Below are 19,863 nucleotides of genomic sequence, written 5' to 3' on the forward strand. Positions count from 1 at the left end.
AAAACAATGACGATCCGGCAGCCATGTGAAAACGCTCCGGAAGCCGCGCCTTAAAAGACATGGCAAACCGGAGCGGTGTCACACCAAGGTGCATGACGGTCTGGGTTTAGTTGCGGTCAGCTTGTGCTGGGCGCTCGGTCTGGAAGCCAGCCGTGTTGCTTTCAGTCGTGGTGGCAGGTGCCGCACTGCTAGGGGTGGTGGTGTCCTGGTTTTGCATGGTCTGGCCGGACGACTCTGCAGGCGCAGCTGGTGCCGTTGGGGTTTCGGTCTGGGCGTATGCCAGGCCAATGGTGCTCACAACAGCGGCGGCGGCTACGGCAGAGGCCAGGGATTTGGAAAACTTCATGTCTTGCTCCTTAAGTCATGCCCATCACAGGCAATCAGGGTTGGTAAATGGCTGGCCGTATTGCCAGCTAATTCCAATTTACGAGGGGAGACTGGGACACGGCGTCGGTCCGGTACGGCCTGTCGTGTAGGACAAGCGAGGTCACAAAATGCTACGCACCGAACCAATATAAACACCTGGGCCTGATTCAGAATCGCCCATGCTCCCTGCGCGTTCTGCGCTGAGTGGGGCCGCACTTGCCATGCTGCGGTGCTGCCGTTCCTGCATATCTATCCGGCGGACTATTCGTTGGGATTGTTGCCCTTGAGGCCGTGTTCGGCCTTGATGGCCAGCTGAATTTTCTCAAGCTCATCGATGAGCTGATCCATGCGTGGAAAATCTTTTACCGGCGCCGCCTCCAGGGCCTCAAGCTGTGCGCGGAGCCCCACGTACTCCGCTTGCAGATCGGGTTTCACGCAGGTACCGCACCCGGTTTGATGCCGGTGTCTCTCGCCGCACGGATTTCCGGGCTGCCCGCCGCCGTATTTTTCTTCGCAGAACTGGCAGCACCGAAAAGATCGACCTGCTGAGGCTCATCGCTGCGCGGGCCGTATTGCAGGTCGGGACCGATCAGGCGCTGCAACTCGCCGTAACCGGTGGCCAATGCAGTGTCATATGCGGCAAAACTGATATCGGAGCAGGACACCGATTCAAACACCCGAGGATCCGCGTGGCTCTCCAGGATGCGCCAGCAAAATTCGCCTGGCGCGGGTTCTTCGACTGTCAGGGCAAGGGAACGCAAGGGGACATTGAGTTGCGCATTGACCAGCGTGGATTGGCTCATAAATATCCTAGAAAAAGGCCGTGATGGCCGGGCATGACGTTGTTGCGCAGTTGATAGCGCAGCCGAAAAATATCAAGGGAATGAAAGGTAACTTTCAGCATCGGCGCTTGCTCAGGTGCAAGCACGATGTGAGCGGGAAGAAGACCTGGGTCCGGGTTCATGTCAGCGCTGGGCTTGGGGCTGTGGGTTGATTGATTTTGTTATCGCGTCAAAGCAGCTGCGGGTAATTTGGCGAATGTTGGGCATTGGCTGCACTGCGACAGTTTAAGCAAGAGACTGTGACACCCGGCAGTGATTAGTACCGTGAAAATGTAGGAGAAAGCCGACACCCTCCCTGGCGAGGTGTGTCATGCGAAATGGTTATATTGCAGGCTAGCCAGAAAAATGCACCATGCGCAGCGCGCCTTAACGAAAAGCCAACGAAAAGCCCATGAAAAGCCTCTATAAATATTTCTTTCGTGGCCTCATCACCATCCTGCCGGTGGCACTGACGGTATACCTCCTCTATATCTTCCTGGCATGGATGGAAACTGCCGCCCTGTGGATCCTGCGCCCTCTTATCGGCAGTTTTTACCTGCCCGGCATGGGCTTGGCGTTCGGCATCCTGACCATCCTGGCGATTGGCTTCCTGGTATCCCAGCAAAGTGTGCGCAAAGTGCTGTCTTTTGCGGAATTGCCGTTTACCAATTTGCCGGTGGTCAAAAGCATCTACTCGTCGCTCAAGAGTTTTGCCGACTACTTTTCACCTTCGGGCAAGCAGGGCGAGCAAAGCGTGGTGATACTGCGCATGCCTGGGCACGCGATGGAAATCGTGGGCCTGATCACCCGCCGCAGCTTTGCCGACCTGCCCTCCGGATTCCTTCCGGGTGAGCGTGTCGCGGTTTATTTACCCATGGGCTACATGATCGGTGGCTACACGGTGTTTGTGCCGACGGAGTGGGTGCAGCCTATCGACATGTCGGTGGAAGAAGCCATGCGCTCGTCACTGATTGCGTGGATGGCCCGCCCGCCGGCCGCGGGTAGTGGCAGCGGCAGCCCGGCCGGCTGAGCTTGCGCCGGGGCGGCGTAAAGATTTGTTATCTGTGGTTTCCCACATGGACAAATCGCGTGGCGGGGCTATATTGAATCCGTCCCCCACAACCCGCGCATTCGCTGATGCGACCCGGCCATGACAAGCACAACGACAACGAAGACAAGCCGCAAGCCACCCCTTTACAAATCGCTCTACTTCCAGGTGATCTGCGCCGTGATCGCCGGTGTGCTGCTGGGGCATTTTTACCCTGAGGCCGGAAAGCTCATGAAGCCGCTGGGCGACGGCTTCATCAAGCTCATCAAGATGATGATCGCACCCATCATCTTCTGCACCGTCGTGATCGGCATCGCCGGCATGGAGGACATGAAGAAGGTCGGCAAGACCGGCGGCCTGGCGCTGCTGTACTTTGAAGTCGTCAGCACCTTCGCGCTGATCATCGGGCTGGTCCTGGTCAACGTGTTCAAGCCGGGCGAAGGCATGAATGTCGACGTGTCCACGCTGGACACCAAGGCCATCGCGGCCTATACCGGCCCCGGGAAAATGGTCGGCACGACCGACTTCATCATGAACATCATTCCGTCCACCGTGGTGGATGCCTTCGCCAAGGGTGAAATTCTGCAGGTGCTGCTGATCGCGGTGATGTTCGGCTTCGCGTTGCACCGTTTCGGCGGGCGCGGTACGCTGGTGTTCGACTTCGTCGAAAAAGCCTCGCATGTGCTGTTCACCATTGTCGGCTTCATCATGAAGGTGGCGCCCATAGGCGCTTTCGGCGCAATGGCCTTCACCATAGGCGCTTATGGCGTGGACAGCCTGGTGTCGCTCGGCAAGCTGATGGCCGCTTTTTATGCGACCTGCCTGATCTTCATCTTCGTAGTGTTGGGCACCATTGCGCGCCTGCACGGGTTCAGTATCTGGAAGTTCATCAAATACATCAAGGAAGAGCTGCTGATCGTGCTGGGCACCTCGTCCTCCGAGTCCGTGCTGCCGCGCATGATGGAAAAGATGGAGAACCTGGGCGCAAAGAAAACCACCGTCGGCCTGGTGATCCCGACCGGTTATTCGTTCAACCTGGACGGCACCTCGATCTATCTCACGATGGCGGCGGTGTTCATCGCGCAGGCCACCAATACGCCCATGACCCTCACGCAGGAACTCACGCTGCTGGCGGTGCTGTTGCTGACTTCGAAAGGCGCGGCAGGCATCACCGGCAGCGGATTCATTGTGCTGGCCGCCACGTTGTCGGCGGTGGGTACCGTGCCTGTGGCCGGGCTGGCGCTGATTCTGGGGATTGACCGCTTTATGTCGGAAGCGCGGGCGCTGACCAACCTGATCGGCAATGGCGTGGCCACGATAGTGGTCGCCAAATGGACGAATGATCTGGACACTGAGCGGCTCCAGGCCGGGCTCAACCATGAAACCTGGGTCGAGGCCCAGGAGCCCGAAGTGCTGATCAACAAGAAGACCGAGCACATGGCGACCGGCCGGCGCTAGGGCCTGTTCACAGTTCAGGGGAAAACAACAAAGCCCGGCAAACGGAGGATTCTCCGCCTGCCGGGCTTTGTGCTTTTTTGGGGCGCGACGAGCCGCCGGTTTAGCGAGCCTGGCGCGGCGCCGGGCCTGGGCCACGGCCAGCGATATGGCGGAAGGTGATGCGGCCCTTGCTCAAGTCATAGGGCGAGAGTTCCAGCGACACCTGGTCGCCGGCAAGGATACGAATATGGTTTTTCCGCATCTTGCCGGAGGTATAGGCCACGAGCTTGTGGCCGTTGTCGAGCGTGACGCGAAAGCGCGAATCAGGCAACACTTCGTCTACCAGCCCATGCATTTCAATCAGTTCTTCTTTGGCCATGATGTAACTCCTAGGGAATTGGAAAAATTGTCAGTGATGTCTGTTGTAAGGGCTGGCAAGGCTTATGCGCAGGCCGGCGCCGAACGCTCGTGGATCCAGCCGAGGGCATGTTCCGTCGCGTAATGCACGGCCGCGGCCGCACTGTCGAAAAGGCCGCTGAAGCGCATCACGCGGTCGTGCGTGGCGCTGCCGCTGCCTGAGCGGATGGAGACCGATGCAGCGTAGCGTTCGCCTTGCTGCTTGGCCAGTGGTGAGACAAGGTACTTGCCCACCGCGATTTTGGTGTGATCTACGTTCATAAAAAGTCCGTGCCGGGTATGTGTCCCGGCTTGATAAATAAGGAGTAATCGGCTTGCGAGCAAGCCGGCGGGTGTTCGGTGTCCACCCACCTGGCCCTTGTCAGGGGCTGGGCTGGTTGAGCCATGCGTGGCACTGTCGGGAATAGTGCTCGCCGGAAAAACGGAACAGTGTTGAGAGGGTTCAGGGCTGTATGGGCACTGAAAACACTGTGGATTCGGGCTCTGGGAAGCGCCGCAATTGAGAAGGAAGCCTGTTGGGAAAAGGCCTCGATGAAAAAAGCTGATGCTTTACCGAAGCTCTTATTGTAACCGCCCAGCGGAAATCACGCTTTTTACCTGATACGGCCATCGCAAACCGCTCATTCTTAGCAACCAGGGGCCGCGGAGCCGGCTTTGCCGGGCCGCAGGCGCAGCGGCCCCCTCGGGGGGCAACGCAGTACGCGAAGCGACAAGCGTGGGGGCTCTATCTCTAGCCCTCAAACTGGGGATGCAGCTGCCGTATGCGGTTCATGGCCATACCTGCGGCAGCGGTGCGGGTTTCCACACCCAGCTTGGCATACACCCGTTCCAGATGCTTTTTGACCGTGGCTGGGCTAGAGCCCAGGATGTCTCCAATGTCGCGATTGGTCTTGCCCTTGACCACCCAATACAGCACTTCAGCTTCTCGGGCGGTGAGCTTGAAGCTCAGGCTCATGGCTTCCACCACTGCGTCGTCGGAAATTTCGCGCATGACGATCAACCAGTCACCGCCGCCGTCGCCGTCGCCGGTCTGCTGGTGCAGCCGGAAGGTCAGGCGCCGCGGACCAAGCTCCACCGCCAGGCGCGGCGGCTCAACCTGGCGCTCGGCCTCCGCCATGTGGCGGCGCAGCCAGTTGAGTACAGGTTCGGGTGTTTGCGGCGCGGACGTACCGTAATAGCGCATGAGCAGGTCGCGCGCCAGCGGCGTTTGCCAGATCAATTTCCCGTCTGCCTCACCGCCCATGCGCACCGTGATGCTGGCGTAGCCGAAAGCGTCCAGCGCATTGCGTGCTTGCCCTGCCTGCCGCGCTTCCTGCCTGGCACGGCGGGCGCCTTGCAAATGCACGCCCATGCGTGCCATCACTTCCTTGGGCTTGATCGGTTTGGTAACGTAGTCCACTCCACCGGCTTCCAGGGCCGCCACGAGGTACTCGGTTTCCGTGAGACCGGTCATGAAAATAATGGGAATGTGCGCCGTTTCAGCCATGGCCTTCAGGCGCTTGGCAACTTCGAAGCCGTCCATCCCGGGCATCATGGCGTCTAACAAAACGATGTCGGGCAAAGCCTGCAGCGCACGCTGCAGCGCTGCCTCGCCACTGGTGGCCACAAGGACGGTATAGCCCGATTCATCGAGCGCATCGTGCAGGACCGACAGGTTGTCGGGCACGTCGTCCACAATCAGCACGATATCGCTGTTGGCCCGGTCCAGTGTGCGGTCCAGCTTTCGATCCAGCGTTGGTCCGTCGTCAAGCACGCTGCTCATGGCCCGTCTCCTTGTTGGCTAGCTGGCGGCCCATGGCTTCAAACTGAAATTGCCGCGCCAGCACGCGCATTTCGTCCACAAAGGCCGCGGCCTCCGGCCGCTGCCGTTCAATTTCTGCCAGGTTGTTCATGATGCCCCGGTAAAACCCGAGATTGACGACCTCGAGCAGGGCCGCGAGTTGAGACGCATCGGGCAGTACACGCGGTGGCACGGCCTGGACCACAGGGTCGCCGTCATCCGCAGCAAGGTCATAGCGCCACTTGAGGGCCAGCCGCCGTTCAAGCCAGTCGATCAGTTCGGTATGGCGCACCGGTTTGAGGATGAAATCCTCGGGAAGGATGCCGGCATCGTTCTCGGCGCCCTTGTCGAATGCGTTGGCGGAAACAATGGCGAGATGAATGTCCTCGTGCCCTGACGCACGCACACGGCGCAGGGTTTCCCAGCCATCGATCCCCGGCATGGCCAGGTCCATGAAGATCACGTCGGGCCGGTACCCGCTGGCCAGCAGATCCATGCAATCGTGACCGCTGGCGGCGGTACGCAATTCAAATCCCATGGGCTCAAGCAGTTGCACCAGCAGTTCACGGTCGGGCTCTTCGTTGTCGACCACCAGCAGCTTGCGGCGAACCCCTTCATAGCCGCGCGGCTGGCGCCTGGCTGGTTTGGTGGCGGCATCCTTGACGGCTCCTGCGGCCATGTGCACTTCGGGCAAAAACAGCCGGATACGGAAAATCGAGCCTTCGCCCGGGGTGCTGACCACCGTCATCTCGCCACCCATCAGGTCGGTCAGCATCTTGGCAATCGTCAAGCCCAAACCGGCGCCCGGTGTGCCTTCCGCGCTTTGGCCGGCTGTAGCCCCTCGCGCAAAAGGCTCAAAAATCCGGGACAGCTCCGCCTCACCCATGCCCGGGCCGGTATCTTCAATGTCGATGTAGGCCATCTCGCGCGCATGGCGCAACCTGAAAATCACCTGGCCCTGCGCCGTGAACTTGATGGCGTTGCCCAGCAAATTGATGAGAATCTGCCGAACGCGTTTCTCATCGGCTCGCACCAGCTCCGGCAGATGACCGCTGGTCTCAAAGCGGAACCCGAGACCCTTGGCGGCGGCCTGCAGCTCGAACATGCCGGCCATCTCGTGCACACAGTCGGCGAAATGCATGGGCTTGACATTCAACGTGAGCTTGCCCGCCTCGATGCGGGCAATATCGAGCGTTCCCTCGATCAGCGAAAGCAGGTGTTCGCCCCCGCGCTTGATGACGCTGACAGCCTGTTTGCGGTGCGGCGGTATGGCGTTGTCTTCACCCATCAGCTGCGCGTAACCCAGGATGCTGTTGAGCGGCGTGCGCAATTCGTGGCTGATGGCGCTGATATAGCGGCTTTTCGCCTGGTTGGCCTGGTCGGCATGGCGGCGGGCCTCTTCTGCCACCAGCTTGGCCTGTTGCAGCGCCTCGTCTGTTTGCCGGTGCGACTCGATCTCGCGCATCAACAAATGGGTCTGGCGGTTCGATTCTTCCTGGGCCACCTGGCGGCTTTTATGCGCCAGCACCAGCCACCAGGCCACAAGGCCGGCAATGACCAGCAAGGCCATGTACGCCTTCATGAAACCTGAACGCAAAGCCGGCTCGGAAGGCTCGATGTCCGCCAGCGCGCTGATTTCCTGGTGGTACAGCAGGCCGAACACGCTGGCCAGCAGCGGCACGATGATGAGCATGAGCAGCAGGAAATGGCCCAGGCCCGTATCAAGGTAAGGCCAGGTGCGGCGCGGCAGCAGCCAGCGCAGCGCACCCGACCACTGCGCCGACAGGCTGGCGTGCGGCTTGCACAGGTCGCCGCAGCGCGCGTCCAGCGTGCAGCACAGCGAGCAGATGGGCCCCTGGTAGGCGGGACAGTGCGCCATGTCCGGGCCTTCGTAGGCGCGTTCGCAAATGACACACTGCTGCGTCGCATAGCGCTTGTAAGAACCGTCGGAAGCAGTCGCTCCGGAGCTGCGCGCAATGTAGTAACGGCCCTGGGTCGCCCACGCGATCAGGGGCGCGGTCACAAATGCGGTGCCCATGGCGATCACCGCGGAAAAAGCCCGCGCCGTTTCGCCGTAAAGCCCCAGATGCGCTGTGACCGACAAGAGCGAAGCCAGCGCCATGGCGCCCACGCCGACCGGGTTGATGTCGTACAGGTGGGCCCGTTTGAATTCAATGCCTTTGGGAGAAAGGCCCAGCGGTTTGTTGACGACCAGGTCGGCGACGACAGCCATCACCCATGCGATGGCGATGTTCGAATACAGCCCCAACACGTCGCCCAGCGCCTGGAACACATTCATCTCCATCAGCATGAAGGCAATGAGCGTGTTGAACACCACCCACACCACCCGCCCGGGGTGGCTGTGCGTGATGCGCGAGAAAAAATTCGACCACGCGAGGGAACCGGCGTACGCGTTGGTCACATTGATCTTCAGTTGCGACACCACCACGAACAGCGCCGTGGCCGCCACCGCCATGCCGTAATTCGGAAAGACATACTCGTAGGCCGCAAGATACATCTGGTTGGGGTCTACCGCCCGGTCCAGCGGCACCATGTTGGAGATGGCCAGATAGGCCAGGAAAGCGCCGCCCAGCATCTTCACCACGCCGAGTAGCACCCAGCCGGGCCCGCCCGCCAGCACACCGGCCCACCACCGCCAGCGGTTGGCGTCAGTCTGCACCGGCATGAAGCGCAAATAGTCGGCCTGCTCACCCATCTGGGTGATCAGCGCGATTCCGACTGTTAAAGCGGCACCAAACAGGTGCAAATTAAATTCACCGTTCGTTCCAGTCTCCCCTCCGTAGTGCAAAACGCCCGAAAACGCACCGGGATCGCGCAGGAAGACATAAACAAAAGGCACCACCAGCATGACCAGCCATAAAGGCTGTGTCCAGACCTGCAGGCGGGAGATCGCGGAGACGCCATGGGTTACCAGCGGAATGACCACCAGCGCGCAGATCAGGTAACCCCAGCTGGGCGGGATACCCAGGGCGAGGTCCAGGGCGTAAGCCATGACCGCCGCTTCCAGCGCGAAAAAGATAAAGGTAAACGAGGCGTAGATGAGCGAGGTCAGCGTGGAGCCGATATAGCCAAAACCGGCGCCGCGCGTCAGCAAGTCCATGTCGACGCCATAACGCGCTGCGTAAATGCTGATGGGCAGGCCCGCCATGAAAATGATGAGCCCGGTGGCCATGATCGCCCAGAAGGCGTTGGTAAACCCGTACTTCACCAGCAGCGTGGCACCCACAGCTTCCAGAATCAGGAAAGAAGCCGCGCCGAACGCGGTGTTGGCCACCCGCCATTCAGACCACTTGCGAAAGCGCTGCGGCGTGAAACGCAGCGCATAGTCTTCCATGGTTTCGCTTGCCACCCAGCTGTTGTAGTCGCGCCTGACCTTGATGATGCGCTGCAGCGGCGGCGCTTCGGCCGCCAAAGGCGCGGCCCCGGCCGCTTCGGGCGGCAGTGGCGGCAGCTGGGGCGTGAGCGGGGCGTCCATGGAGTGGGCAGATGCGCCGGGCGCGGAGTGATTGACCGTCTTCAGGTGCATGTTCTGTGCCATGCGTTCTACCCCGGGGCGGCCTTGGTGGCTCACGTTTCTTATGGCACCATTCTTGCACCCCGGCAAGCATCCCCAAGCCGGCAGCCTGCCCTGAGAGAGCCCCATGGAATTGACGCCCAGAGAAAAAGACAAGCTCCTTATTTTTACCGCTGCCCTGCTCGCCGAAAGGCGCCGCGCCCGCGGCCTCAAGCTCAACTACCCCGAGTCCGTCGCCCTCATCAGCGCCGCCGTCATGGAAGGTGCGCGCGACGGCAAATCCGTCGCCCAGCTGATGAGCGAGGGCCGCACGGTGCTGACCCGCGCCGACGTGATGGACGGCATCCCCGAGCTGATCCCCGACATCCAGGTCGAAGCGACTTTTCCCGACGGTACCAAGCTGGTCACCGTGCACCAGCCGATTGTTTAAGCATTACCCGAGATCGCCACCATGCAAATCAAAACCAAAAACGCTCTCTTTTTGATAGCTGCTTGCGCAGTATCGACGGGTGCTAGCGCCCATATTGACCATCAATCCGGCGCTGCGGTGCACGACCACGCCAGCGCCTTCCTCAGCGGCTTTTTCCACCCGCTGACGGGTATGGACCACCTGGCGGCCATGGTGGCCGTGGGCCTGTGGAGCGCGCTGGCCGCGCGGCGCGCCGGGCCTGAACTGTTGTGGGGCCCGCTGGGCTTTGCCGGCATGCTGCTGGCAGGCGCCCTGCTGGGCCTGCAGGGTCTGCAGATTCCCGCCGTCGAGCCCATGATCGCGGCTTCGCTGCTGGTCACCGGCCTGCTGGTCGTGACGCGCTGGCATGTACCCGGCATTGCGGCGGCGCTCATCGTTGGTGTGTTCGCCGTTTTCCATGGCCTGGCCCACGGCTATGAACTGGCCGGAGCGCCCGGCGCCTGGGCCACCCTGTCGGGCATGCTGGCCGCTACGCTGCTGCTGCACCTGGCGGGCCTGGGTGCGGGTTGGGCGCTGCGCAGCGCCAGCGTCTGGCTGCCTCGCGTAGCTGGCGCCGCCGTCGCCCTCTTCGGCGTGATCCTGCTCGCCCAACTGGCCTGAGGCGCACCATGATTCCCGGCGAACTCATCACCGACGGCCCCGACCACGTACTCAACGCAGGCCGCCGCACGCTGACCGTCGTTGTGCAGAACACGGCCGACCGGCCCATACAGGTCGGCTCGCACTACCACTTCACCGAAACCAACGGCGCGCTTGGCTTTGACCGCGACGCTGCGCGCGGGATGCGCCTGAACATCGCGTCGGGCACGGCCGTGCGCTTCGAGCCGGGGCAGCAGCGCACGGTGGAATTGGTGGAATTTTCCGGCGACCGAAAAGTGTTCGGCTTTCGCGGACTCGTGCAGGGAGCACTTTGATGGCAACAATTGGACGCCGCGCCTATGCGGAAATGTTCGGCCCCACCGTCGGTGACCGGCTGCGGCTGGCCGATACGGATTTGGTGGTCGAAGTCGAAGCCGATTACACCCTGCGCGCCGGCAGCTACGGTGAGGAAGTCAAATTCGGCGGCGGCAAGACCATACGCGACGGCATGGCCCAGTCGCAAAAAACCCGGGCCGAAGGCGCGATGGATTGCGTGATGACGAATGCGCTCATCATCGACCACTGGGGTATCGTGAAGGCCGACATCGGCCTGAAGGGCGGGCGCATCGCCGCCATCGGCAAGGCCGGCAACCCCGACACCCAGCCCGGCGTCGACATGATCATCGGCCCCGGCACCGAGATCATCAGCTGCGAAGGCATGATCGTCACGGCCGGCGGCATCGACTCGCACATCCACTTCATCTGCCCGCAGCAGATCGAGGAAGCGCTGACGGCCGGTATCACCACCATGCTGGGCGGCGGCACCGGCCCGGCCACAGGCACCTTTGCCACCACCTGCACGCCCGGCCCCTGGAACATTGAGCGCATGCTGCAGGCAGCCGACGCCTTCCCCATGAACCTCGGCTTCCTCGGCAAGGGCAATGCCAGCCTGCCCGCCGCGCTGCACGAGCAGATCAACGCCGGTGTCATCGGCCTGAAGCTGCACGAAGACTGGGGTACCACGCCCGCGGCCATCAGCAATTGCCTGGATGTGGCGGAAGAAACCGACACACAGGTCGCCATCCACAGCGACACACTCAACGAATCCGGTTTTGTCGAGAACACGATTGCCGCCACCAAAGGCCGCAGCCTCTGCGCCTTCCACACCGAAGGCGCTGGCGGCGGCCATGCACCCGACATCCTGCGTGTGGTGGGCGAGGAGAACTTCCTGCCTTCCTCCACCAACCCGACCATGCCCTACACCGTCAACACGCTTGACGAGCACGTCGACATGCTGATGGTGTGCCACCACCTGGACGCCGGCATCGCCGAAGACCTGGCCTTCGCCGAAAGCCGCATCCGCAAGGAAACCATCGCAGCCGAAGACGTGCTGCACGACCTGGGCGCCATCAGCATGATGAGCAGTGACAGCCAGGCCATGGGCCGCGTCGGCGAAGTGATCATCCGCACCTGGCAGACCGCGCACAAGATGAAACAGCAGCGCGGCAAGCTGCCCGGCGACACGGACCGCCATGACAACTTCCGCGCCAAGCGCTACATCAGCAAATACACCATCAACCCGGCGATTGCCCATGGCATCTCGCACGAAGTCGGCTCAGTCGAGTTAGGCAAATGGGCCGACCTCGTGGTGTGGAAGCCGGCCTTCTTCGGCATCAAACCCTCGGTGATCCTCAAGGGTGGATTTATCGCCATGGCGGCCATGGGCGACCCGAACGCCTCCATCCCCACGCCGCAGCCAGTGCACTACCGCCCCATGTTCGGTGGCTTCGGCGGCGCGATTGCCAAAGGTTCGCTGACCTTTGTCTCGCAGGCCGGGCTGAACGCCGGCGTCAAGGAGCGCTTTGGCCTGGCCAAAAACCTGAGTGCGGTGAAGAACGTGCGCGGCGTGCGCAAGCAGCATATGGTCCACAATGCCTATCTGCCCAGGATGGAGGTTGACGCCCAGACCTACCTGGTGCGCGCAGACGGCCAGCTGCTGACCTGCGAGCCAGCCACCAGCCTGCCGATGACGCAACGCTATTTCCTGTTTTAAGGTTCCATGCTCCAGGTTTCCAAAGTCATTTCGCAGGGCGCCGGCCTTGCGCCTGTTCTCGTCAAGCGCGCCTCCAGCATCGAGCTTGACTGGGATGTTCGCCAGAAAAGCCGGTTTGACGGTACCGATTCGCTGGGCCGGCAGCTCGGTATTTTTTTGCCGCGCGGCACGCTGGTGCGTGGCGGCGACGTGCTGGTGGCGGAAGACGGCTCCATGGTCAAAGTGATCGCCGCCCCGCAGGCCGTGCTCCGCATCACCGCGTGCCCGTCGCACGGCTCCCCTTTCGACCTGACGCGCGCCGCCTACCACCTGGGCAACCGGCATGTGCCGATTGAACTCAAGCCCGACCACCTGAAAATTGAACCCGACCATGTGCTGGCCGACATGCTGCGTGCCATGCACCTGATCGTGAACGAAGTTGAAGAAGCTTTCGAGCCCGAAGGCGGGGCCTACAGCGCTGGCGGACACAGCCATGGGCATGACCATTCCTCTGACCATTCTCATGGCCATGCGCAGCCCGCCCCCGCGCCACACGTGCATGGCCCGGACTGCAACCATGGGCATGACGACCACACCCACGAAGCCCAGCCGGTCGCCATCCAGATCCACAGGCACAAGCCGCACTAGGGCGTTGATGGACATGTCCGCCGCGCCTGCAGGGCAGCTACCGGCCGCCAGCCTGCTCCAGCTCATCTGGCTGGCCTCCCCGGCCTTGCCTGTAGGCGGATTTTCATACTCGGAAGGGCTTGAAACAGCCATGGAACGGGCGCAACCGGCTACAGAAATGATAGCAAGCAACTGGTTGACCGACCAGCTTCAGCTGAGCCTGGCGCGCGGTGACCTGGCGGTGATTGCCCAGGCTATTCCCGCCTGGCGCTCGGGCGACCTGCAGCGCGTGCAGCAACTCAATGCCTGGGTGCTGCAAACCCGGGAAACCAGCGAGCTGCGCGCCCAGGCCGAGCAAATGGGCAGATCCCTGCTGGACTGGCTGCGCAACCATGACGATGCCAACGCAGTGCACATTGAGGCCTGTGCGCAGATGCAGCCGACCTTCCCCGTTGCCTTTGCGTTGGCCGTTTCACAAACCGAGGCGGGCGTGCGCGACTGCCTGCTGGCCTATGCTTTCGGCTGGGCCGAAAACATGACACAAGCCGCCATCAAATCCGTGCCTTTGGGGCAAAGCGCCGGCCAGCGCATGCTGGCGCGCCTTGCCGGCGGCATACCTGCAGCGGTCGAGGCCGCCATGCAGTTGCCGGATGAGGAACGCCAGGCCTTTTCCCCCATGCTGGCCATTCTTTCGTCACAGCATGAAACCCAGTATTCGCGGCTGTTCCGCTCCTGACTTCTCACCGCAAATTCAACAAAGCCCCCCATGAGCCTGCATCACATCGCCAACCGTACCAAAAAACTTCCCCCCTTGCGCGTCGGCATTGGGGGCCCCGTCGGTTCCGGCAAAACCACATTGCTTGAAATGCTGTGCAAAGGCATGAAGGCCAAATACGACCTGGTCGCCATCACCAACGACATTTACACCAAGGAAGACCAGCGCATCCTGACCGTCAGCGGCGCGCTGGACGCCGAACGCATCATGGGCGTGGAAACCGGCGGCTGCCCGCACACCGCCATACGCGAAGACGCCTCGATCAACCTCGAAGCCATAGACCGCATGCTGGTGGATTTCCCCAATGCCGACATCGTGTTCGTCGAATCTGGTGGCGACAACCTGGCCGCCACTTTCAGCCCCGAGCTGAGCGACCTCACCATCTACGTGATCGACGTGGCTGCCGGCGAGAAGATTCCGCGCAAAGGCGGGCCCGGCATCACCAAAAGCGATCTGTTCGTCATCAACAAAACCGACCTGGCTCCCCACGTCGGCGCCGACCTGGGCGTGATGAAGGCGGACACCATACGCATGCGCACCACGGCCAAGGGCCTGAAGCCTTTTGTCATGACCAATCTCAAGACCAATGCCGGCCTTGCGGAAGTCATTGCGTTTATCGAGACAAAAGGAATGCTGCTGGCCCAACCTGAAGCCGCATAGCGGCGAGCAGGCAAAAAAAAGCCCGGAAGACCGGGCAGTAAAACTGGCTTCGCCAGTGGAGGGAGGTGCGACCCGGGACGGGCCGCAAGGAAAGTTTAGCCAGCGGCTGGCTGGCGGTGTGTAGGACAAGGTCGTGAATGCCGCCTGCGGACAGCGTTCCGGCGACAAGCCCTGGCCACGACGGGCTGCTGACTCATATATATAGCAGGCACATAGCAGACCACTCTGACGCCCTTACAGCTCAAACTCGCTGGGGTGAACAGTTTCGAACATCCTTCCGTCCCGGAAGAAAACAACCATCCAGTTACCAAACCGTTGCGTAGGGTGCGCCGGAATGACCTGGTTCAAGGCATGTGCAATGGATTTCTTGACGGGTAACTCAATTTCCCGGATTTCCGGGGAAAGTGAGTCCACGCTGATCAACATGAAGGTTCCGCGGTCCTGGACTTCGACCCGCGGAAACGACCAGCGGGCGCCGGTGGCATGCACAAATGCCGTAGTAACCTTTTCTGCCGCCTCGGGGGGGAATGCTGGAGCAGTCATATTTGTGTCCTCTAAAAGTGCTGTAACTGAATGTTTCAATCATGGCTGCGCCAGCGCCTTTAGTCACCGTTCCAAAAAACGTTTGGGAAGCGGAGAGGAAATAGTTCCAGGAAATAAGTCCGTTTTTTTGGCTCTATTTGCTTGACAGTCACAAAGTGACCAATGACGAACCAAAAGAGGGGGACTTCAGCCCTCTATTTTTGGCAGTGCCCTGCCCTCGTGAGTAATTCAACATATGGAAGGCAGCCGATGCGCCCGGCGCGCCTGTTGTCCAGGCTGCGAGACCGCATTTATCGACAGCGACCCGCCAACGCGCCAGATGACCGCCGACTAGCGGTTAAACTATGCGGCTCGGAAGCGTGGCAGAGCGGTTGAATGCAGCAGTCTTGAAAACTGCCGAGGATGCAAGTCCTCCGTGAGTTCGAATCTCACCGCTTCCGCCACTTGTTGGCACTGGCTTTTAGCTGCTCCAAAAGCCGTACGATCCGACTCTGCCTCAAGAGTCGCAGCTGACCTGTGACAGTCCGCAGATCACGATGGCGCTACAGAAAACGGCCGCTGCACCGTGAAACTGAACTGATAGCGATCAGCCTTGACGTGTGAAAGACCACGCAGCTCTTGCAAGACACCGATTCCGGCACAAAAAGGGTTTGGGAAGTTTCAATCCAGCGATTCTCGCAGGTGATTGCTGTCTTCAAGCCCATACATTTCCTCGCGCTGACCTGCAAGTTCGGGAGGAAAGATAGTCCTTTCATTGAGGTAAATTTAACTGCGCGTGGCTTGGTACGGCGGAAGAAACCTGCGAATCACCAAGCAGACCAACGTTACCGCCCCCTGCAGCACGCTAGCTTGAACAAGTGGCCAAAAACCATTGGCGTCATAACGCACGCCTCTGTTCACAAAATCTGCGTCGAAATAAATTGCAGCCGCACCAAGTAAAGTAGCGAAGCCCATCATCCACAAGAACTCAATCGACGTTTTCACAAATTCGTCTTTTGTCGATTCGAATACTGAAAATACAAGATGGGCTGCGGTCAAGAGAACCGGCAAGCTCAAGGCCAAATACAGTGACAGGGGATATGAATCTTCTCGGTACATGCGAAACATAACGAGGCAGAGTCCCCAGCTAATCCACCTAATGTTAAAAAGATTACTGATATTCATCTAATCCCCTAGGCCAGAGCTGCCATTAAAACTGCTCGATCAGTTCGCTCATCGCGACCATGCTGACGGTTAAGGCGCCAAAAGCGAATAGCCTGAGTGCCGCGATGAAGCCGTCTTTGCGCCAGGCGGAGATCGGCCAGTACATTTGCAAAATGCAGAGCACGAGCGCGACGATGAGCAGGTATAGCTTTGTCATCGCGGCATCGTAGCAATAAAAAGCCCCCTCAGGACCTCTCCTTGTTTCGCTTGCGAGGCGGCCCTCTGCTCGGAGCCTTAAAGGCTCAAAGGTCTGCATGTGGTTGGGCGGATGACGATGCAGGCAGAACCGTGTATGTGATCACGGTGAGTCAGACCAGGATGCCGGTGAAGACTGTCGCCAGTCTGGAGCTGTAGGAGGTTGGCTATAAGTGAAAAGCTCTCAAGGATTGCGCGGCGTCAGTGCAATGGAAAGAGAAAGTTAGAGCGCTGACGTGTGACAGCCTGCAGATCACGATGGCATTGCAGAACACTGCAACGTCGAACCAGCCGCGAGCACTGTAAAAAGTATCCCCTGGGGTTTGTTTTCGTTTCGCATGCGAAACCAATGACCTTAAACTCCATCCAACAAAACGGGAGGAATTTATGAGAACCTGGATTCGAACTCTTGGTGTGATTCTGTTGGCAATTTTCACGAACACATACACCAATGCGGAAAATTTTTACGGGCCCAACGAGTTAAACGAAATCGTTACCAAGGCTTATAAGGCAGATGATTTTGTTGCGCTTGATAAGTTGGCTACCAAGCTTCGTACAGAAAGAAGTCGAACCCCCAGTGGAGTTTGGAATCTCACCGTTTTCTATGGCAACCTAGGCTACGCTATTGTTGGGGAAAAGGAAAAGAACTCGGAGGCGCAATGGGCGGCCATAGAAAGCAAACTGAATCGTTGGGTCGCAGCTTTTCCTCAATCGGCTATGGCGCCAATAGCACTGGCTACCGCACAGAAGCAGCATGCCTGGGCTCTTCGCGGTTCTGGCTATGCAAGTACCGTCACCCCTGAAGGCTGGAAAGGCTTCGCGAGCTACATGGCGATTGCTCGCAACACCCTCGATGTGAACAAAAAAATCAGCAGTGATGATCCGCAGTGGTATATCGTGATGCTGGATGTGGCGCTTGCGCAGAACTGGACAAGAGACCAACATTGGGCGTTGTACGAAGAAGCAGTGTCTAAAGAGCCTCTTCATTACCAGACATATTTTGTGGCGGCAGAGCGTTTTCTCCCAATGTGGGGAGGGAGCATGCGGCAAATCCAGGATTTTGCTGCGGATGCCGTGAGACGAACGACCTCAACAGAAGGCCAGGGAATGTATGCACGTATCTATTGGGTCGCAGCAGGGCGCATGGGAGGGGAAGCTTTCTTTGCAGAGTCGCATCGGAGCGCAGTTTGGTCGCAGATGAAAGCCGGCTTTGAAGACGTGCTCAAAAAATACCCAGCCGATTGGAATAGGAATGCGTACGCGAAATTCGCATGCCAAGCCGGTGATGTGGATACGTTTATAGCCATGACCCGCAGCTTTAATGGCACGCCCATGAAAGACGCATGGCCCGGCGACTACTTCCAGAAATGCAAAGAATACGCTGGAAAGCTGCGACCAAATAGCCTACTTTGAGTCTTTCCCAGCGTTTCCGGCACATTAAGTCGCATCAGCCAGCATGTATCTCGACAGAGTACTCGCCCCCAGCTTCCAATGACTACTTCATCTCTTCGCCAATTCTTTATGTCTTTGCTCTTGCTCGCACTTGTGGGGTGCAATCAAGCGGACATGATTCAAAAATTTGCTTCGCCTGCCGATCAGACGCTGGCCAAAAGTTACATTGATCTTCTGCGACAGCAGCGCTTTGAGGATATTGAGAAGGCGGCTGACCCAAGCATAGCTGGGCCGGCACTTCATGACGCGCTTGTTCAAATGGCGGCATTGATCCCCGCTGGAGAGCCCTCAACAATTATGCTGGTTGGCGCTCATCGGATGAACAGGGATGACTCTTCGACCGTCAATCTCACGTTTGAATATGGCTTTTCAGGCAAATGGATTTTGACGAGCGTCGCCGTAAGGAATCATGGTGGTAAGGCCACCATAGTTGGCCTGAGTGTCGCTCCCCAGCCAGCTTCACTTGAACAACAGAATCGGTTCACGTTAGCAAAAAAAACGCCAATTCAATACCTTGTTTTTGCGTTGGCCATAGTCTTTCCGTTGCTTACCCTCTGGGCGCTTGTTGTTTGCGGCAGGTCTAAACTCAAAGGCCGAAAGTGGCCGTGGGTACTGTTCGTTATGCTTGGGTTTGGAAAGTTTGCAGTGAACTGGACAACTGGCGAATGGAGTTTCGCGCCCTTGTCCTTACAGCTATTTAGTGCGGGAGCGTTTGCCCCCTTGTACGGGCAATGGACCGTTGCGATTGCTCTTCCGATCGGCGCAATTACTTTTTTGATACTCAGGAAAAAGCTAAGTGTTGCAGCAATTAAAAGCTAACTGGTCGGCCCACTCGGACACACAGCAGCAGATTCCTGCTGCGCGGCGCTTGCTACGTGCCGGTGGTCTCAAACGATAGACCCCGAGGAAACACAATGCGAGTGCTCCGTGAGAAGTCCGCTTTGTGAATGGGTGGGCGCATCGCCGTTGCCACCTGTAGCCGGTTCAAAAGTAGGCATCGCGTTGTCGACGATCGGAACTGAACCAATCCACGGCCTTCGCCACAAGCCCACGACAAGTACTAACGGTTGGTACTTCTGGTCCGGAGGTGAACCGTCAGAAGCCAGCGACTTCTTTGCCCTCCTGCATGTGGAGAATCTGGCAGAGACCCTACCATGGGTTGTCGAGTATCTTGAGTTGCCGCCAGGGTATCGCTTGCTGATAGATGGCTCCAACCATGAAGATGTGTGGTTCGATAAACGCTGCTTGTGGCCCAACCCCTCAGTCAATGAGACGTCTTGCGCATCGCACAAGCCGCCCCTTACCTCCACCGTTAGACCTCTTTTGACACCATGAACGTCCTCTTGTATCCCTTCATGCTGCTATCGGCAGTTGGTCTGCTTCTCAGCGTAGGAAGTCACCTGGCAGCCCTGATTGGCCTGCCAATTCCAGGTGGACATCTGGTTTGGGGTTTGCACGCCGGCATCTTCGTAGTGTGGCTTCCGACGGTCTTGGTCGCCAATCGTATGTCGCGCCACGGAAGACGCGCTGATTTTTGGAAGCTGGCCCTATCGGGCTGCCCAACTTGGGCACGCTATGCGATCTACGGGCTCTTCGGATACGCGATGCTCAATTTCATTCTGGGTATGAGCGACGTACCCAGCCATAGAGACGGGAGCAATGCTGCCAATTCCGGCGCCGAAGTGCGTCTCTTCTCTGGGCATTGGATGGTTTTCTACGGCGCGGCGTTTGCAACGCTCTACTCCGCGATCAACAACTCCAGGTTGCTGAAAGGCCGAAAATGCATTCGAGGCCATGAGGTCGCACCACTCGATAAGTTCTGTCCCGAATGTGGGGCAGCTATAGAGCATGGGCACATCTAACCTGTCTCTCCAGCGGACTAATTCTGAGGGGCTTCGGCTCCCGCCGCGATCCGCTGAGCTCA

Annotated in this window: 24 protein-coding genes and 1 tRNA gene; 14 read left to right on the forward strand and 11 right to left on the reverse strand. The window is 59.3% G+C overall.

From position 1 onward, the window contains the following. Window positions 1–106: 106 nt before the first annotated feature. The 4 genes from ACXJKE_RS18880 to ACXJKE_RS18895 form a co-directional block, all read right to left on the reverse strand. Entirely contained in the window at window positions 107–346 is a 240-nt protein-coding gene (locus ACXJKE_RS18880; protein ID WP_457282139.1) for a hypothetical protein, read from the reverse strand. A 281-nt stretch (window positions 347–627) separates the two neighbouring features. Further along, on the reverse strand, window positions 628–801 hold the full coding sequence (locus tag ACXJKE_RS18885; RefSeq protein ID WP_457282140.1) for a hypothetical protein: 174 nt from the start codon (window positions 799–801) through the stop codon (window positions 628–630). Then, on the reverse strand, window positions 798–1,169 hold the full coding sequence (locus ACXJKE_RS18890) for a hypothetical protein (protein WP_457282141.1): 372 nt from the start codon (window positions 1,167–1,169) through the stop codon (window positions 798–800). Before ACXJKE_RS18890 ends, ACXJKE_RS18885 begins: the two co-directional genes overlap by 4 nt. Next, window positions 1,166–1,330, reverse strand: coding sequence for a hypothetical protein (locus ACXJKE_RS18895; RefSeq protein WP_457282142.1), 165 nt, complete (start codon window positions 1,328–1,330; stop codon window positions 1,166–1,168). Before ACXJKE_RS18895 ends, ACXJKE_RS18890 begins: the two co-directional genes overlap by 4 nt. 269 nt (window positions 1,331–1,599) lie before the next feature. Between ACXJKE_RS18895 and ACXJKE_RS18900 the strand changes: the two genes are divergently transcribed. Both ACXJKE_RS18900 and ACXJKE_RS18905 read left to right on the forward strand, forming a co-directional pair. Then, a complete protein-coding gene (locus tag ACXJKE_RS18900; RefSeq protein ID WP_457282143.1) occupies window positions 1,600–2,217 on the forward strand; it encodes a DUF502 domain-containing protein in 618 nt (205 codons plus the stop codon). A 120-nt stretch (window positions 2,218–2,337) separates the two neighbouring features. Next, window positions 2,338–3,693 (forward strand): dicarboxylate/amino acid:cation symporter, encoded by a 1,356-nt coding sequence (locus tag ACXJKE_RS18905; protein WP_457282144.1) that lies wholly within the window; start codon window positions 2,338–2,340, stop codon window positions 3,691–3,693. A gap of 100 nt (window positions 3,694–3,793) precedes the next feature. Here the strand turns inward: ACXJKE_RS18905 and infA are convergent, their stop codons facing one another. The 4 genes from infA to ACXJKE_RS18925 all read right to left on the reverse strand — a co-directional run bounded on the left by infA (window position 3,794) and on the right by ACXJKE_RS18925 (window position 9,365). Then, on the reverse strand, window positions 3,794–4,051 hold the full coding sequence (gene infA, locus ACXJKE_RS18910; RefSeq protein WP_092132708.1) for a translation initiation factor IF-1: 258 nt from the start codon (window positions 4,049–4,051) through the stop codon (window positions 3,794–3,796). A 62-nt stretch (window positions 4,052–4,113) separates the two neighbouring features. After that, window positions 4,114–4,350, reverse strand: a complete 237-nt coding sequence (locus ACXJKE_RS18915; RefSeq protein ID WP_457282145.1) for a hypothetical protein — start codon at window positions 4,348–4,350, stop codon at window positions 4,114–4,116. A gap of 469 nt (window positions 4,351–4,819) precedes the next feature. Then, window positions 4,820–5,851 carry a response regulator gene (locus ACXJKE_RS18920; protein ID WP_457282146.1) on the reverse strand — a complete coding sequence of 344 codons (1,032 nt, stop codon included), beginning with the start codon at window positions 5,849–5,851 and terminating at the stop codon, window positions 4,820–4,822. After that, the gene (locus ACXJKE_RS18925; protein WP_457282272.1) at window positions 5,835–9,365 is read right to left on the reverse strand and encodes a hybrid sensor histidine kinase/response regulator; all 3,531 of its coding nucleotides are present in this window, start codon (window positions 9,363–9,365) and stop codon (window positions 5,835–5,837) included. Before ACXJKE_RS18925 ends, ACXJKE_RS18920 begins: the two co-directional genes overlap by 17 nt. Window positions 9,366–9,531: 166 nt before the next feature. Here ACXJKE_RS18925 and ACXJKE_RS18930 point away from each other — a divergent pair, with 166 nt between their 5' ends. Genes ACXJKE_RS18930 through ureG form a run of 7 tightly spaced genes read left to right on the forward strand, consistent with a single transcriptional unit; the run spans window position 9,532 to window position 14,546 of the window. Then, a complete protein-coding gene (locus ACXJKE_RS18930; RefSeq protein WP_007874763.1) occupies window positions 9,532–9,834 on the forward strand; it encodes an urease subunit gamma in 303 nt (100 codons plus the stop codon). 21 nt (window positions 9,835–9,855) lie between these two features. After that, window positions 9,856–10,473, forward strand: coding sequence for a HupE/UreJ family protein (locus ACXJKE_RS18935; RefSeq protein WP_457282147.1), 618 nt, complete (start codon window positions 9,856–9,858; stop codon window positions 10,471–10,473). An 8-nt stretch (window positions 10,474–10,481) separates the two neighbouring features. Then, window positions 10,482–10,787: an urease subunit beta gene (locus tag ACXJKE_RS18940; RefSeq protein WP_457282148.1), complete on the forward strand. Its 306-nt coding sequence runs from the start codon at window positions 10,482–10,484 to the stop codon at window positions 10,785–10,787. Then, window positions 10,787–12,505 carry an urease subunit alpha gene (ureC, locus tag ACXJKE_RS18945; protein WP_457282149.1) on the forward strand — a complete coding sequence of 573 codons (1,719 nt, stop codon included), beginning with the start codon at window positions 10,787–10,789 and terminating at the stop codon, window positions 12,503–12,505. Before ACXJKE_RS18940 ends, ureC begins: the two co-directional genes overlap by 1 nt. A 6-nt stretch (window positions 12,506–12,511) precedes the next feature. Next, complete coding sequence (gene ureE, locus ACXJKE_RS18950) at window positions 12,512–13,132, forward strand: urease accessory protein UreE (RefSeq protein WP_457282150.1); 621 nt, start codon at window positions 12,512–12,514, stop codon at window positions 13,130–13,132. A 13-nt stretch (window positions 13,133–13,145) separates the two neighbouring features. Then, complete coding sequence (locus ACXJKE_RS18955; protein WP_457282273.1) at window positions 13,146–13,847, forward strand: urease accessory protein UreF; 702 nt, start codon at window positions 13,146–13,148, stop codon at window positions 13,845–13,847. A gap of 30 nt (window positions 13,848–13,877) precedes the next feature. Then, the gene (gene ureG / locus ACXJKE_RS18960) at window positions 13,878–14,546 is read left to right on the forward strand and encodes an urease accessory protein UreG (protein WP_457282151.1); all 669 of its coding nucleotides are present in this window, start codon (window positions 13,878–13,880) and stop codon (window positions 14,544–14,546) included. 234 nt (window positions 14,547–14,780) lie between these two features. Here the strand turns inward: ureG and ACXJKE_RS18965 are convergent, their stop codons facing one another. Beyond that, on the reverse strand, window positions 14,781–15,089 hold the full coding sequence (locus tag ACXJKE_RS18965; protein WP_457282152.1) for a hypothetical protein: 309 nt from the start codon (window positions 15,087–15,089) through the stop codon (window positions 14,781–14,783). Between the two features lie 353 nt (window positions 15,090–15,442). Here ACXJKE_RS18965 and ACXJKE_RS18970 point away from each other — a divergent pair. Beyond that, window positions 15,443–15,532, forward strand: a tRNA-Ser gene (locus tag ACXJKE_RS18970). Between the two features lie 322 nt (window positions 15,533–15,854). Here the strand turns inward: ACXJKE_RS18970 and ACXJKE_RS18975 are convergent. Beyond that, window positions 15,855–16,253 carry a hypothetical protein gene (locus tag ACXJKE_RS18975; RefSeq protein WP_457282153.1) on the reverse strand — a complete coding sequence of 133 codons (399 nt, stop codon included), beginning with the start codon at window positions 16,251–16,253 and terminating at the stop codon, window positions 15,855–15,857. 25 nt (window positions 16,254–16,278) lie between these two features. After that, window positions 16,279–16,548 carry a hypothetical protein gene (locus ACXJKE_RS18980; protein WP_457282154.1) on the reverse strand — a complete coding sequence of 90 codons (270 nt, stop codon included), beginning with the start codon at window positions 16,546–16,548 and terminating at the stop codon, window positions 16,279–16,281. Window positions 16,549–16,874: 326 nt separating this feature from the next. On the opposite strand from ACXJKE_RS18980, the gene ACXJKE_RS18985 reads away from it, so the two are divergent. From ACXJKE_RS18985 to ACXJKE_RS19000, 4 genes are all read left to right on the forward strand, one after another. After that, a complete protein-coding gene (locus tag ACXJKE_RS18985) occupies window positions 16,875–17,900 on the forward strand; it encodes a hypothetical protein (protein WP_457282155.1) in 1,026 nt (341 codons plus the stop codon). Between the two features lie 153 nt (window positions 17,901–18,053). After that, window positions 18,054–18,758: a hypothetical protein gene (locus ACXJKE_RS18990; RefSeq protein WP_457282156.1), complete on the forward strand. Its 705-nt coding sequence runs from the start codon at window positions 18,054–18,056 to the stop codon at window positions 18,756–18,758. Window positions 18,759–18,890: 132 nt separating this feature from the next. Next, window positions 18,891–19,274: an immunity protein Imm33 domain-containing protein gene (locus ACXJKE_RS18995; protein ID WP_457282274.1), complete on the forward strand. Its 384-nt coding sequence runs from the start codon at window positions 18,891–18,893 to the stop codon at window positions 19,272–19,274. After that, window positions 19,271–19,801: a hypothetical protein gene (locus ACXJKE_RS19000; RefSeq protein ID WP_457282157.1), complete on the forward strand. Its 531-nt coding sequence runs from the start codon at window positions 19,271–19,273 to the stop codon at window positions 19,799–19,801. The genes ACXJKE_RS18995 and ACXJKE_RS19000 overlap by 4 nt, the downstream gene beginning before the upstream one ends. Window positions 19,802–19,863: the final 62 nt, after the last annotated feature.

It is taken from the genome of Polaromonas sp. P5_D5 (genome assembly GCF_054049435.1).